General features: G+C 68.0%; 12 protein-coding genes. 8 read left to right on the top strand and 4 right to left on the bottom strand.

What is annotated here, in order from left to right; all coding sequences use genetic code 11:
- Positions 1-64: 64 nt before the first annotated feature.
- Positions 65-664, bottom strand: a complete 600-nt coding sequence (locus tag AB0F51_RS03925; protein WP_360273589.1) for a TetR family transcriptional regulator C-terminal domain-containing protein — start codon at positions 662-664, stop codon at positions 65-67.
- 66 nt (positions 665-730) lie between these two features.
- On the opposite strand from AB0F51_RS03925, the gene AB0F51_RS03920 reads away from it, so the two are divergent.
- The 7 genes from AB0F51_RS03920 to AB0F51_RS03890 all read left to right on the top strand — a co-directional run bounded on the left by AB0F51_RS03920 (position 731) and on the right by AB0F51_RS03890 (position 7,683).
- On the top strand, positions 731-1,756 hold the full coding sequence (locus AB0F51_RS03920) for a hypothetical protein (RefSeq protein WP_360273586.1): 1,026 nt from the start codon (positions 731-733) through the stop codon (positions 1,754-1,756).
- 427 nt (positions 1,757-2,183) lie between these two features.
- Positions 2,184-3,875, top strand: coding sequence for a nitrite/sulfite reductase (locus AB0F51_RS03915; protein WP_360273584.1), 1,692 nt, complete (start codon positions 2,184-2,186; stop codon positions 3,873-3,875).
- Positions 3,872-4,021 carry a hypothetical protein gene (locus tag AB0F51_RS03910; protein WP_166678852.1) on the top strand — a complete coding sequence of 50 codons (150 nt, stop codon included), beginning with the start codon at positions 3,872-3,874 and terminating at the stop codon, positions 4,019-4,021. The genes AB0F51_RS03915 and AB0F51_RS03910 overlap by 4 nt, the downstream gene beginning before the upstream one ends.
- Positions 4,018-4,704: a phosphoadenylyl-sulfate reductase gene (locus tag AB0F51_RS03905; protein ID WP_360273580.1), complete on the top strand. Its 687-nt coding sequence runs from the start codon at positions 4,018-4,020 to the stop codon at positions 4,702-4,704. Before AB0F51_RS03910 ends, AB0F51_RS03905 begins: the two co-directional genes overlap by 4 nt.
- Positions 4,701-5,603: a sulfate adenylyltransferase subunit CysD gene (cysD, locus tag AB0F51_RS03900; RefSeq protein ID WP_360273578.1), complete on the top strand. Its 903-nt coding sequence runs from the start codon at positions 4,701-4,703 to the stop codon at positions 5,601-5,603. The genes AB0F51_RS03905 and cysD overlap by 4 nt, the downstream gene beginning before the upstream one ends.
- A complete protein-coding gene (locus AB0F51_RS03895; RefSeq protein WP_360273575.1) occupies positions 5,603-6,892 on the top strand; it encodes a GTP-binding protein in 1,290 nt (429 codons plus the stop codon). Before cysD ends, AB0F51_RS03895 begins: the two co-directional genes overlap by 1 nt.
- Positions 6,889-7,683, top strand: coding sequence for a sirohydrochlorin chelatase (locus tag AB0F51_RS03890; protein ID WP_360273572.1), 795 nt, complete (start codon positions 6,889-6,891; stop codon positions 7,681-7,683). The genes AB0F51_RS03895 and AB0F51_RS03890 overlap by 4 nt, the downstream gene beginning before the upstream one ends.
- Before the next feature lie 72 nt (positions 7,684-7,755).
- Here AB0F51_RS03890 and AB0F51_RS03885 read toward each other — a convergent pair whose 3' ends face one another.
- On the bottom strand, positions 7,756-8,628 hold the full coding sequence (locus AB0F51_RS03885) for a PPK2 family polyphosphate kinase (RefSeq protein WP_360273569.1): 873 nt from the start codon (positions 8,626-8,628) through the stop codon (positions 7,756-7,758).
- Between the two features lie 80 nt (positions 8,629-8,708).
- On the bottom strand, positions 8,709-9,740 hold the full coding sequence (zapE, locus tag AB0F51_RS03880; protein ID WP_360273566.1) for a cell division protein ZapE: 1,032 nt from the start codon (positions 9,738-9,740) through the stop codon (positions 8,709-8,711).
- A gap of 49 nt (positions 9,741-9,789) precedes the next feature.
- Between zapE and AB0F51_RS03875 the strand changes: the two genes are divergently transcribed.
- Positions 9,790-10,797 carry a zinc-binding dehydrogenase gene (locus AB0F51_RS03875; RefSeq protein WP_360273563.1) on the top strand — a complete coding sequence of 336 codons (1,008 nt, stop codon included), beginning with the start codon at positions 9,790-9,792 and terminating at the stop codon, positions 10,795-10,797.
- Between the two features lie 58 nt (positions 10,798-10,855).
- Here the strand turns inward: AB0F51_RS03875 and AB0F51_RS03870 are convergent, their stop codons facing one another.
- Positions 10,856-14,170: a M28 family peptidase gene (locus AB0F51_RS03870; protein ID WP_360273561.1), complete on the bottom strand. Its 3,315-nt coding sequence runs from the start codon at positions 14,168-14,170 to the stop codon at positions 10,856-10,858.
- Between the last annotated feature and the right edge of the window lie 28 nt (positions 14,171-14,198).

The following is a 14,198-nucleotide window of genomic DNA, read 5'->3' as shown; positions in this document are numbered from 1 at the left end:
GCGAGATGACGCGGCGGAACGTCCCCATCGGTGACTCCTCTGCACTAACCATTAGGAAACCTTCCTAACGATTGCGGACACGGTAGCGCAGCCCACCGAGGGTGTCGAGATGTCTGACCAGGACCTCGCGGAGCTTCTCGGCGGTGGCGACCTCGGGCCGGGTCGCCGCATGGACGGCGAGGCCGTCGATCACCGCATGGAGCCGATCCGCCTCCACCTCGACTTCGACCTGATCCCCGGCGATCGCAGCCACCCAACGACGGCAGCCGGCGCGCAGCGCGTCGTAGCTCCGCTCGGCGCATTCGCGGAGCTCCGGGTCGACCAGTGCGCGTGCGGTGAACGCCAGCCAGACGAGATTCTCCTCCTGGCGCTCTTTGTCGAGAGGCAGGAGCTCGAGCAGGAAACGCTCCGCGGTCGCGCGCGGGTCGCCGGCCGGGTCGAGCGCGCCGAGACGGCCCTCGATGCGTTCGACCACCTGGTTCATCGCGAAGACCAAGAGCTCGGCCTGGGTGCTGAACATGTGGCGCAGCGATCCGTTCGACAGCCCGGCCTCGCGGGCGACGTTGCGGACCGACGCCTGCTCGAGCCCGTCGCGGAGGATCACCCGCCAGGCCGCCTCCGCGAGCTGCCGGCGTCGTTCCACGGCATCGACGATCTTCGGCATGGTTTTTTATAGCACAGTCGTGCTATCTTCCGGGCTATTAGTACAGCTGTACTATCAAGGAGGATCATGTCGACCACGACCGCCCCAGCCCGCGCCTCGTCCACGCTCCGCCACCTGGCGCTTCAGCGAAGCGTCCAGTTCACCGCCGCCCTCTGGATTGCCGCCAACGTCGCCGTTCTGCTCGTCGCGGAGGAGGCCCTGCCCTTCGGCTGGCCGGATGTGCCCGGTTCGACGGTCGACCACGTGGTGAGCACGAACCTCGGGCTGCTGTGGATCTTCGGTTTGATGGCCATCACCTGCCTCCTGACCCGGAAGCGCAGCCGGCCGGACCTCGCCGCCAGAGCCCCCGAGTTCGCGATCGCGCGACGGGAGACCCTGCTCCTGCTTGCCTACGGGGCACTCGGCCTCATCGGCGGCTTTGTCCTCGCCCGGCTGTTCGGCTGGCAACCCTTCGGGTTGCACCTTGCCGGCTCGATCTTCGGCACCCACGAGCACGTCGCTCCCACCGAGGCGATCGCCTGGGCGGCGTACAACGTCGTGGTCTACGTAGTGCTGCCGCTGGCGTACTTCCGCCGCAAGTACTCGGCAAGGCAGTTGAACCTCGTCTCCAGCGACCGCCGCGGTGACACCTTGGTGATCGTCGTCGTGCTGCTTCTCGAGTCACTGGTGCAGTTCGCCACCCTGACGACGGCCTTCGGCCAACTCAGCACCGGGCAGTACCTCGTCGGCCTGCCGCTCACCTTCATGCTCTACCTCGCGGGCGCCGTCCTGCCGGCCATGGTGTTCATCTACTGCATCCTCGTACCACGATTCCTCAAGCTGACCGGGTCGACCGCGACGACGGTCATCCTCGGCGGGATCACCTACACCCTCCTGCACGTCTGGGACGCCTGGACAGTGCTCACCTCACCGGCCAACTGGCTGCTTTCGATCATCTTCTTGTTCTTCACCTATTTCGGCCCGGGAATGATGAAGACGGTGCTGACCGTGCGCACCGGCAACGCCTGGACGCACGTCTGGGCGTACCACGCCCTCGCGCCGCACACTCTCATCGATACGCCCCACGTCGTCGAGATCTTCCGGATCCGCTGAGCGCCACGCGGGTGTCCAGATCGGCGTCAATGTGAGCCATCTCTCGGTCGGTGGCCACCACGATCCGCGGTCGGCTCCGACGGGGCCCGGAAAGCCACTTTCAGGCCGGAAACAATCCCCAGCAGGCGGGTAGACATAGCCGCATGGTGAGATTGCGTCTCACGATGTGGCAATGGGAGTTGATTTACCGGCCGATTCCGCTGACGCTTATCAGCATGCTCGCTGCCCGCTCGACTCATCTCGTAGGTCGGATTCACGTCGACCTCGGTCGCATGCGCAGCGCCATCTGTCGTCCTTCGATGCTCTGACAGCCACCCTGCTCGAATCATCAGCTGGGTGCGCACCGCGCAGACCAGATCGAATCGACGACGCTTCGAGCTAGCCTCCCGCGGACGCACCTGTCTCTAGGACAAGGACACGTTCCCAGATGACTGGCGTCACCTCTCCCGCGCCCCGCAAAGCCGCCCGCCCGCGCAAAGGCAAGGGCGAAGGCCAGTGGGCGCTCGGCTACCGCGAGCCACTGAACAAGAACGAAGAGAACAAGAAGAACGACGACGGCCTGAACGTCCGGGCCCGGATCGAGAACATCTACGCCCACCGCGGGTTCGACTCGATCGACCCGGCCGACCTGCGCGGCCGGTTCCGCTGGTGGGGGCTCTACACCCAGCGCAAGCCCGGGATCGACGGCGGCAAGACCGCGACCCTGGAGCCGGAGGAGCTGGACGACAAGTACTTCATGCTCCGGGTCCGGATCGAGGGCGGCCAGCTCAGCGCGGAGCAGCTCCGGGTGATCGCCGAGGTCTCCACCACCTACGCGCGGGACACCGCCGACATCACCGACCGGCAGAACATCCAGCTGCACTGGATCCGGGTCGAGGACATCCCCGCGATCTGGCAGAAGCTCGAGGCGGTCGGTCTCTACACCACCGAGGCCTGTGGCGACGTGCCGCGCGTCATCATCTCCAGTCCGGTGGCCGGGATCGCCGCCGACGAGATCATCGACCCGACGCCGGCCATCGACGACATCGTCGAGAAGTACATCGGCAGCACCGAGTTCTCCAACCTGCCCCGCAAGTTCAAGACCGCGATGACCGGCCACCCGTCGCACGACGTGGTGCCGGAGGTCAACGACATCAGCTTCGTCGGCGTCGTCCACCCCGAGCACGGCCCCGGGTTCGACCTCTGGGTCGGCGGCGGCCTGTCCACCACGCCGATGCTCGCTCAGCGCGTCGGCGCGTGGATCCCGCTCGACGAGGTGCACCTGGCCTGGAAGGGCGTCGTCAGCATCTTCCGCGACTACGGCTACCGCCGGCTGCGCAACCGGGCCCGGCTGAAGTACCTCGTCGCCGACTGGGGCATGGACAAGTTCCGCGAGGTGCTGGAGAGCGACAAGTACCTCGGCCGCAAGCTGATCGACGGACCCGCGCCCGAGATCCCCGCAGTACAGGGTGATCACGTCGGCGTGCACAAGCAGAAGGACGGCCGGTACTACGTGGGCGTCGCGCCCGTCGTCGGCCGGGTGTCCGGCAGCTCGCTGGCCAAGGTGGCCGATGTCGTCGCCGCGCACGGGTCGGACCGGATCCGGACCACGGCCCAGCAGAAGTTCCTGGTGCTGGACGTCGAGGAGTCCAAGGTCGAGTCGCTGGTGGCGGCGCTGGCCGACCTCGGTTTCCAGGCCCGCCCGTCGGCCTGGCGGCGGAACACGATGGCCTGCACCGGGATCGAGTTCTGCAAGCTGGCCATCGTCGAGACCAAGGCCCGCGCCGCCGAGCTGATCACCGAGCTCGAGGCGCGCATCCCCGACCTCGACGTACCGATCACCGTCAACGTGAACGGCTGCCCGAACTCCTGCGCCCGGATCCAGGTCGCCGACATCGGCCTCAAGGGTCAGCTGGTGATGGATGCCGAGGGCAAGCAAGTACCGGGGTACCAGGTGCATCTCGGTGGCGGTCTCGGGTTGGACGCCGGCTTCGGCCGCAAGCTGCGGGGTCACAAGGTCACCTCCGACGGACTCGCCGACTACGTCGAGCGGGTCACCCAGAACTACCTGAAAGAGCGGTCCGAGGGCGAACGCTTCGCCCAGTGGGTCGTCCGTGCCGAGGAAGGAGCTTTGCAATGAGCGAACGAGCTGCGCCGTTGTACTGCCCGTACTGCGGTGACGAGGACTTGCGTCCTTCCGAAGAGGGCCATGGCGCGTGGGAGTGCCGGCCCTGTGCACGGGTGTTCCAGCTGAAGATGATCGGACTGCGGGTGAGTGTGGAATGAGCACGGACTTGAAGACGCTCGCCGAAGAGGCGAATGAACGACTAGCCGACGCCTCGGCGCTGGAAGTCCTGGCGTGGGCGCGGGAGACGTTCGGCGACGAGCTCGTGGTGACCGCATCGATGGCAGACGGGGCCCTGCCACACCTCGCGGCCGAGGCGGCCCCCGGTGTCGACGTGCTGTTCCTCGACACGGGCTATCACTTCGCCGAGACCATCGGCACCCGGGACGCGGTCGCCGCGACCCTCCCGATCAACCTGATCAACGCCACCCCGAAGCTGACCGTCGAGGAACAGGACGCGGAGTACGGGAAGGATCTGTTCGCCCGCGAGCCCGACAAGTGCTGCGCGATGCGCAAGGTCGAGCCGCTGAACCGGGTGCTGTCCGGCTACAAGGCGTGGGTGACCGGCGTACGCCGGGAAGAGGCGCCGACGCGGGCCAACACCCAGGTCGTCGAGTACGACGCGAAGCGCGACATGGTGAAACTCAACCCGATCGCGCCCTGGACCCAGGAAGACCTGGACTCCTACATCAACGACAACGGCGTCCTGGTCAACCTGCTGCAGTACGACGGCTACCCGTCGATCGGCTGCCAGCCATGCACCAAGCAGGTCGCTCCCGGCGAAGATCCCCGCAGCGGCCGCTGGGCCGGCCAGGGCAAGATCGAATGCGGACTCCACACATGAGCGCGACAGTGGTAAGCGAACTGGACGCGCTCGAGAGCGAATCGATCTTTGTTTTCCGTGAGGTGGCGGCCGAGTTCGAGCGGCCGGTGATTCTGTTCTCCGGGGGCAAGGACTCGATCGTGATGCTGCATCTGGCGCGGAAGGCGTTCGCGCCGGCGCCCGTGCCGTTCACGTTGCTGCACGTCGACACCGGACACAACTTCGCCGAGGTACTGGACTACCGCGACTCTGTGGTGGCCGCTCTCGGGCTGCGGCTCGAGGTGGCGAAGGTGGAGGACTACCTGGCCGACGGGCGGCTGCGTGAGCGCTCCGACGGCACCCGCAACCAGCTGCAGACGATTCCGTTGCTGGACGCGATCAACGGTCACCGGTTCGACGCCGTCTTCGGCGGCGGCCGCCGCGACGAGGAACGCGCCCGCGCCAAGGAGCGCATCTACAGCCTGCGCGACGAGTTCGGCCAGTGGGACCCGCGCAACCAGCGGCCCGAGTTGTGGTCGCTCTACAACGGCAAGCACCGCCCGGGCGAGCACGTGCGGGTGTTCCCGCTGTCGAACTGGACCGAGCTGGACATCTGGCACTACATCGAGCGCGAGCAGATCCCGCTGCCGAGCATCTACTACGCCCACGAGCGGGACGTGTTCGAGCGCGACGGCATGTTGCTGGCCGTCGGCCCCTACTCCCAACCGCGACCCGGCGAAACGGTGTCCAGCCGGCTGGTCAGGTATCGCACCGTCGGTGACATGTCCTGCACCGGCGCGGTCGCCTCGACCGCGACCTCCGCGGCCGAGGTCGTGATCGAGGTCGCCGCCAGCGAGATCACCGAACGCGGCGCCACCCGCGCCGACGACCGGGCCAGCGAGGCCGCCATGGAAGACCGCAAACGAGAGGGGTACTTCTGATGAGCACTCTTCTTCGACTCGCGACCGCGGGCTCGGTCGACGACGGCAAGTCCACCCTGGTCGGGCGGCTGCTGCACGACTGCAAGGCGATCCTGGCCGACCAGATCGCGCACGTGCAGCACGTCTCGTCCAGCCGCGGCTCCGGCGACTTCGACTTCGCCCTGCTCACCGACGGCCTGCGCGCCGAACGCGAACAAGGCATCACGATCGATGTGGCCTACCGGTACTTCGCGACCGACAAGCGCTCCTTCATCCTGGCCGACTGCCCCGGGCACGTGCAGTACACCCGCAACACCGTCACCGGCGCCTCCACCGCCGATGTCGTGATCATCCTGGTCGACGCCCGGCACGGCGTACTGGAACAAACCCGGCGGCACCTGGCCGTGGCCGGCCTGCTGCGCGTCCCGCACGTCGTCCTCGCGGTCAACAAGATCGACCTGGTCGGCTACGACGAAGCCGTCTTCAAAGGCATCGCCAAAGACGTCTCCCAACTAGCCGAACAACTCCACATCAACGACGTTCAGGCCATCCCGGTCTCCGCACTCGTCGGCGACAACATCGTCGAGCGCTCCCCCGAAACCACCTGGTACGACGGACCGACCCTGCTCGACTACCTGGAGAACGCCACCGGCCGCGACGACATCTCGGCCCGGCCGCTGCGGTTCCCGGTCCAGTACGTCATCCGCCCGCAGACCGACGACGAGTACCGCGACTACCGCGGCTACACCGGAACAGTTGCCTCAGGCACCGTTTCGGTCGGTGACCAGGTGATCGTGCTGCCCGCCGGACGCCGTACGACGGTGGCCGGGATCGACCGCGCCGTCATCAGTCCCACCGGCACCGCGGTCGCCGAGCGGCCCTCGGCGGTCGCCGGGGAAGCCGTCACGGTCCGGCTCGCGGACAACCTCGACGTCGCCCGCGGCTCGGTCATCGTCGCGGCCGACTCCTCCCCCGGCACCCGCCGCGAACTGTCCGCCACCGTGTGCTGGCTGTCCGACCGCCCCCTCACCGTGGGCGCCCGGCTGCTGATCAAGCACACCACCACGACCGCCCAGGCCATCGTCACCAAGATCAACGGTGCCCTCGACCTGGACACGCTCGGAGTCATCGACGCCACCGGGCTCGAACTGAACGACATCGGCAAGGTGCAACTCAAGATCGCCGCACCACTGGCCGCCGATCCGTACTCCAGCAACAACATCACCGGATCCTTCCTGCTGATCGACGCCCACGACGGGTGGACGCTGGCCGCAGGCATGATCGACGACGAAGAAGGGGAACTGCTGTGACCGCACCCGCGCTCGTAGTCCTCGCCCACGGCAGCCGCGATCCGCGTTCGGCCGCCACCGTCCACTCGCTGGTCAAGTGCCTGCGCGAGATGCGTGACGACCTGCGGATCGAAGCCTCCTTCCTCGACCACTGCCCGCCGACGCCGTACCAGGTGATCGGCAAGCTCGCCGCCGAGGGTGTCGAAGAGGTCGTCGTCCTGCCGCTGCTGCTGTCCAGCGCCTTCCACGCCCGGGTCGACATCCCGGCCGTCGTCGACGAGGCCCGCAGCCGGTTCCCCGATCTGCGGATCATCGCCTCCGACGTCCTCGGGTACGACGACACGCTGCTCGACGTACTCGACCGCCGGATGCGCGCCGAGCTCAAGGACGGCCGGGTCCGCGAACTGGACGCGCTGGTCCTGGCCTGCGCCGGCTCCAGCGACACCCAGGCGAACGCGGCCGTCACCCGGCTCGCCAGGCTCTGGGGTCAGCGCCACAAGCTGCCGGTCACCGCTGCCTTCACCACCGCCGCGAACCCGAGCCCGGCCGAGGCCGTGCTCCAGTGGCGACTCGAAGGCCGCCGTCACGTCGCGGTCGGCTCGTTCTTCCTGTCCCCCGGCGTCCTGCCGGACCGGGCCGAACAGACCGCCCGCAAGGCCGGCGCGGTCGCCGTCTCCCGCCCACTGGGCGTCAGCGCCGAGGTGGCCCGGCTGGTCCTGCTCCGGTACGGCGTAGCCGGCCTGGACCTGCTGACCCTCGACCCGGCTCCCCGCCCGACCCTCCTCCGCCCGCAACTGGTCCGCACCGCCTGATCCGCACCGCGTGACCAGGGCTGCACCCCCGAACCCCGCCGGGCCCTCCCTCGGCGGGGCTCGGCACGCGTGTCAGGTCGTGGCGAGGCGCGCCTTCTCGGTCTCGACGTCGAAGTCGGCGGCGGGCCACTGGGGGTCGAGGTCCTTGAGGGTTTCCAGCAGCAGGGTGGTGACGGCCCAGTTGCGGTACCACTTGCGGTCGCTGGGGATCACGTACCACGGGGTCTCGGCGTTGTTGCAGCGCTCGATCGCGGCCTCGTAGGCCTCGGTGTACGCCGGCCAGAGTTCGCGCTCGTCGATGTCGCCGGGGTTGTACTTCCAGTGCTTGGTCGGGTCGTCGAGCCTGGCCTCGAGGCGGACCTTCTGCTCTTCCTGCGAGATGTGCAGGAAGCACTTGAGCACCGTCACACCGGCCCCGGCCAGCTCGGCCTCGAACTCGTTGATCTGCTCGTAGCGGCGGTTCCAGACCGGCGGCGCGACAAGGTTGCGGACCCGCGCGATCAGCACGTCCTCGTAGTGCGAGCGGTCGAAGATGCCGATCATGCCCGGAGCGGGCAGCGCCTGACGGATCCGCCAGAGGAAACCGCGCCGCTTCTCGGCCGGGGTGGGCGCCTTGAAGGAGGTGATCCGCAGGCCCTGCGGGTCCATCAGCCCCGCGCCGTGCCGGATCACACCACCCTTGCCGGAGGTGTCCATCCCCTGCAGGACCAGCAGCACGCGCCGATCGCCGCCCTTGCGTCCCTCGGCGAACAGCCGTTCCTGCCAGTCGGAGACCTCGGGAGCGAGCGCTTCCAGCGCCACCTTGCCCTCGTCCTTGGTACCGGAGAACCCAGTCGTCGCACGGGTATCCCAGGAACTCAGGTCAACCGGCCCCTGCGGCACCCGCAGCTGATCCAGCAACTTACCCGCCGCGTCATCCGCCTTCGCAGTCTTAGTCTTCGCCATCCGCCCATCCTGCCTCATCCCCCACCCGGATCCCCCTCAGACAGGCTGTCCTTCCGGCCTTGAAGGCGAGAGCAGAACACTCAGTTCGGTGGGGCTTCCATTCCGGTTCGGGCGAGGGCGATCAGGCGGGACAGCGCGCGGAGGTACTTCTTGCGGTAGCCGCCCTTGAGCATCTCGGGTGTGAACATGCGGTCGAGCGGTACTCCCCCGGCCAGCAACGGGATGTCGCGGTCGTACATCCGGTCGGCGAGCACCACCAGCCGCAGGGCTACGTTCTGGTCGGTGAGCTCGCGGATGTCGATGATCCCGACCGTGGTGACGCCGTCAAGCAGCGCGCCGTACTTGCTCGGGTGCAGCTCACCCAGCTGGCGGTACAGGTCGACGAAATGGTCGCACGACGCACCGGGCCGCTCGGCCGCGACCCGCTCGACCCGGTTGTCCGGCCAGGGCTCCGGAGCGACAGGCAGACCACGATGGCGATAGTCCGGACCGTCGATCCGCCGTACGTCGAAGTGCGCGGCCAGGCCCTGGATCTCGCGCAGGAAGTCGATCGCCTGGAACCGGCCCTCGCCGAGCTTGTCCGGCAACGTGTTGGACGTGGCCGCGAGCTGGACCCCTGCCTCGACCAGCTGGCCGAGCAGCCGCGAGATCAGCACCGTGTCACCCGGATCGTCCAGCTCGAACTCGTCGATACAGATCAGCCGGTACTCCGCCAACGCCTCGACCGCCGCGCGCATCCCGAGCGCCCCGACGAGATTCGTCAGCTCCACGAACGTGCAGTACATCTTCGGTCCGCTCGACTCGTGCCACAGCGAGGCGAGCAGGTGGGTCTTGCCCACGCCGAACCCGCCGTCGAGATAGATTCCCGGCTTGCCCGCGGGAGCCGCCTTGCCGCCGCGGAGCCGGGACCACATCGAGCGCGCCCGTCGCGGCTCGGCCAGCGCGCGACCGCGCTCCCGCAGTACGGCCAAGGCCTCGGACTGGCTGGGCTCGGCGGGATTCGGGCGGTAGGTGCCGAAGCGGACGTCGGCGAAGCGCGGGGGCGGCACGCACTCGGACAGCAACCGGTCCGGGCTCACCTCCGGCCGGCGGTCGCTGAGTCGGATCGGCATGGCTACACCCTACGAGAGACTTGACCTCAACTTTGCTTGAGGTTCTAGCGTGAGCGGCACAACGTTCGAGCGAGGAGATCCGATGTACGCGGTGCGGCTGCACGAGTTCGGTCCGGCTGAGAATCTGAGCTACGAGGAGGTGGCCGACCCGGTTCCGGAGGCTGGTCAGGTCCTGATCAAGGTGGAAGCAGCTGGGGTGCACCTGCTGGACACTGCCCTCCGTGCGGGCACAGCCGGCGGTGGGCCGGTCGCTCCGCCGGTGTTGCCGACGATTCCCGGCCGTGAGGTGGCAGGCAGGGTTGCCGGCGTCGGGCCGGGAGTGGACGAGTCCTGGGTCGGCAAGCGGGTCGTAGTACACCTTGGGCCTGTGCCCGGCGGGTACGCCGAGCTGGCGGTCGCGAAGGTGGAGTCGCTGTACGAGATCCCCGAACACCTGGAGGCTGCCACCGCGGTGGCCACCATTGGAACGGGTCGGACCGCCATGGGCATCCTGCAACAGGCCGCGCTCGGGGCGGATGACGTAGTAGTGATCACCGCCGCAGCCGGTGGCATGGGGAGTCTGTTTGTCCAGGCCGCCCGGAACGCGGGTGCACTGGTGGTCGGGCTCGCGGGTGGGGCGGAGAAGGTCAAGCGGGTTGCAGAGCTCGGTGCCCAAGTGGCGATTGACTACACCGCGACGAACTGGCCGGAGCAGGTCAAGGCGGGGCTCGACGGGCGGGAGGTCACCGTCGTACTGGATGGCGTCGGTGGTGAGAACGGGCAGCGGGCGTTCGAGTTGCTCGGGATCGGCGGTCGGCTGCTGATGTTCGGCTGGTCCGGTGGCGGGCCTGTGCAGCTCACGACCGAGGACCTGATGAATCGTGGCCTCACGGCCACCTGGGCGATCGGGCCGAAGCTGATGCGCAAGCTGCGCGCACTGGAGGCTGCGGCGCTTCAGGAGTCCATTGAGGGTCGCTGGTCGCCGCTGTTGACGACGTATCCGCTGGCCAAGGCTGCGGACGGCCACCGGGCGCTGGAGAACCGCGAGACGGTGGGCAAGGTCGTACTGATCCCCTGAGAGACACAAGCGCCCCGGACCGCCTGGTGGACGATCCGGGGCGCTGCCGCGTGACTCCTTAGTAGATCGTGTAACCGAAGGTGGTGCTGCCGGTTGCCCCGCCACTGTCGGTTGCAGTCACTGTCGTCCGGTAGGAGCCGCGCGTCGTCGGCGTGCCCGACACCACTCCGGTGGGACTGATCGACAGGCCCGCAGGTAGGCCTGTCGCCCGGAAGGTGATCGGCAGGCCGGCGCTCGAGGTGGCCCGGATCTGCAGGGGGAAGGACTGGAAACCGACGAACCCGTACTGGTTGCCCGGGTTCTGCACGGTTACCGTCCCCGTCGACGACCCGTTGACGGTCAGGCTGTACGTCGCCTGGTGACTGACCGCCCCCGTCCCCTTCACGACCACCTGGTACGTCCCGGCCGGCGTCGAGGCCGTCGTCGCCAGAGTAAGCGTGGAGGAGCTGCCCGAAGTCACCGTCGACGGTGCGAACGTCGCGGTGGCGCCGGCCGGCAGACCACTGGCCGAGAGCTGGACCGACTGCGGGTCACCACTGGTGGTCGCAGTACCGACCGTCGTCTGTACTGAGTTGCCTTGGGCAACGGACCCGGAGGCCGGGCTCAGTGAGACGGAGAAGTCGCTACCGGTCGGCGGGGCATCGCCGACCGCCAGCTTCCACAGCCCGTACGCCGCGGCGTCCGCGCTCCGGTCGAGGACCGTCGAGGAGATGTTCGTCGGGTACTTGTCGCAGGCGGCGTGGTAGCAGGGGTCGTACGACTGGCTTGCCGTACCGCCCCACTTGGTCGCCTGTGCGGTCGTCTTGCGAGCACTCGCACCGGCGGCGACACCGCTGGTCGGGATACCCGCGTTCTTGAAGGAGGCGTCATCGGAGCGGCCGACGCCCTCGGTGTTCTCCTCCGGCTGCAGGTTCAGGCTGTCGTAGAAGGCCTTCAGCACCTGACCGGTGGTGGAGGTGATGTTGTTGACGAAGTAGCCGGCGTTTGTCGAGGCGACCATGTCGAAGTTCAGGTACGCCTTGATCTTGGACCGGTCCGCGGTGGGCAGCTGGCCGACGTAGTACTCGGAACCGTTGAGCCCTTGCTCCTCGTCGGTCCACCAGCCGAAGCGGACATGTTTGGCCAGCGTCGGCTTGTCCTGCGCGAGTCGTAGCGCGACCTCCAGGATGGTGGCCGAACCACTCGCGTTGTCGTTGCTGCCCGCACCCGCGCTGACGCTGTCGAGGTGCGCGCCGAGCATGATCACCTGGTCGGGGTCACCGCCGGGGAAGTCCGCGATGAGGTTGTCCGACGGGTAGGTGCAGTTCGTGCAGCGCTGCTTGGCGACCGTGTAGCCGGCGTCGCGCAACTTCTGCTCGATGTAGCTGACCGACGCGGTGTGGCCCGCGCTCCCGGCCCGGCGATTGCCGCCGTTGTTGTCGGCTGCCTGCTGCAGTGCGAGCAGGTGCGCCTTGACCTTCTCCACGTCGATGTCCGGTACGCCGGCGGGCGGGGTGGAACCGCCGACGGTCAGCCGGTAGGTGGCGGTCTTGTCGACGTCCGCACCGTCGGCGGTGATCTTGATGTCGTAGGTGCCGTCGGCGGTGCTGGACGTGGTGGCGATCGTCAGGGTCGACGAGTTGCCCGACTGCACCGAGCTCGGGGCGAAGGTCGCCGTCGCGCCGGTCGGCAGTCCGGTCGCGGTGAACCGGACAGTCTGGGCCGACCCGCTGCCGATCACGGTGTTCACCGTGGCGGTCGCGGTCTCCCCCGGCTTGACCGAGCCACTGGCCGGCGATACCGACAGGGTGAAGTCGTTGCCGGACGGAGTACAGGTTGCTTCACCGGTCTGGGCGCCGAGGGAGACGGCGTCCCAAGCGGCTTTCACCTTGCCGTGCAGGGCGCAGGTGGTGTCGAGGTTCTTGGCCGCGGCGAGAGTCGCCACCCGCCACTTCGGGTAGCTCATGCCGCTGGTCTTGGTCAGCATCGCGTTGTAGAAGATCTTGCCGGCCTCCTGGTGGCCGATGCCGGTCAGCGTGCTGCTGTTGCAGGTCGGGCTGTTCGGCTTTCCGTTGCCGGGATTGGTGCCCTCGGCAAGCAGGTAGAACCAGTGGTTCATCGGTCCGGCGGCGGCGTGCACCGACGACGGGAGGCTGGTGGAGTAGCAGTTCGGGTGGCCGGAGATCTTGGCCGGCTCGTACATGTACCGGATCGGCCCGTTGCCCTGCAGGTTGATCTCCTCGCCGACCTCGTAGTCCGGCGGGTCGTTCGGGTTGTTCAGGAAGTGCTCGGTGAGCGTGCCCCAGATGTCGGCCACCGCCTCCTGGGACGGGTGCCCGGAGATGCCACCCGGCGTCTTGGCGTCCAGACCGTGGCCGAACTCGTGCGCGACCACATCGGTACCGGTGATCCACTGGCGGTTGTTGTTGTAGCCGAACACGACGCCGTCCGGGTTGCTCGAGTGGCCCCAGTAGGCGTTGATGTCGCCCAGCCCGACGAGCGCGTCGGCCCAGCGGCCCTGGTTGTCCAGGCCGTTGCGCCCGTACCAGTCCTTCAGCATGTTCCACTCGCCGGTGGCGACGTACATGACGTCGACGCAGCCGGCTTCCTTGTCCGTCTTGGAGGTGCTTCCCCAGACGTCGTCGGAACCGGAGTACGTCGTACCGGTGCTGTAGTCGGCGCAGCGCAGGTTCGGGCGGGCGGGGTCAGCCATCGTGTACGTCGAACCGGACTGGGTGGTGCCGAACGACAGGTTGGACCCGTTCCACACGCCGGTCCCCGTCCCCGAGGCGGTCTGCTCGATCGAGTGGAGCACCTTGCCGTTGCGGGCGTCGACGTACACCTTCTGCCGGCTGGCCTCGCCGTCGTGGCGGCCCTGCACGATCGCTTCCCACGCGAGGACGGGCTTCTTGCCACCGGCATACACGACCAGCGAGGGCTCACCCGGTACTGGCTTGCCCTTGTCGATGGCCTTGAGTGCGGCCTTCCTGGCGGTCGCTTTGGTGACGACCGGCTGGCGGTCGACGTTGATCACGTCCTGCTGTGCCACGGCCAGGCCCTTGGCGTTGCCCTGGGCATCGGTCGTGACGACGAAGTCGCCGCCGACCACAGGCAGGTCCTGGTACGTGCGTTGGTAGCTGACGTACTGCAGGCCCCACGGCGTACTGATCTCCTGCTGGCGGATGAACTGGTCGCTCGGGCTCGCCTTGAGCTCGGGGACACGCCCTTGGACCAGCCGGTCGGCGGTCTTCACCGCGGCGGCCCTCGGGTTGACGGGCGGTTCGGACTGCTGAGCCGTGGCGGCCGGCATCTTCATGGCGACCACCGCCGTGGCGGCGACTGCCAGGCTCAGCACGCAACCGGCTGCGAGCGTGCGCAGGGCTGTGCTCTTCAAGGGACACTTCCTCACTCAGGGGGCGGAA

It is taken from the genome of Kribbella sp. NPDC023855 (assembly GCF_040639475.1).
Classification (GTDB): domain Bacteria; phylum Actinomycetota; class Actinomycetes; order Propionibacteriales; family Kribbellaceae; genus Kribbella.
This window is presented reverse-complemented; position numbering and strand designations above follow the sequence as displayed.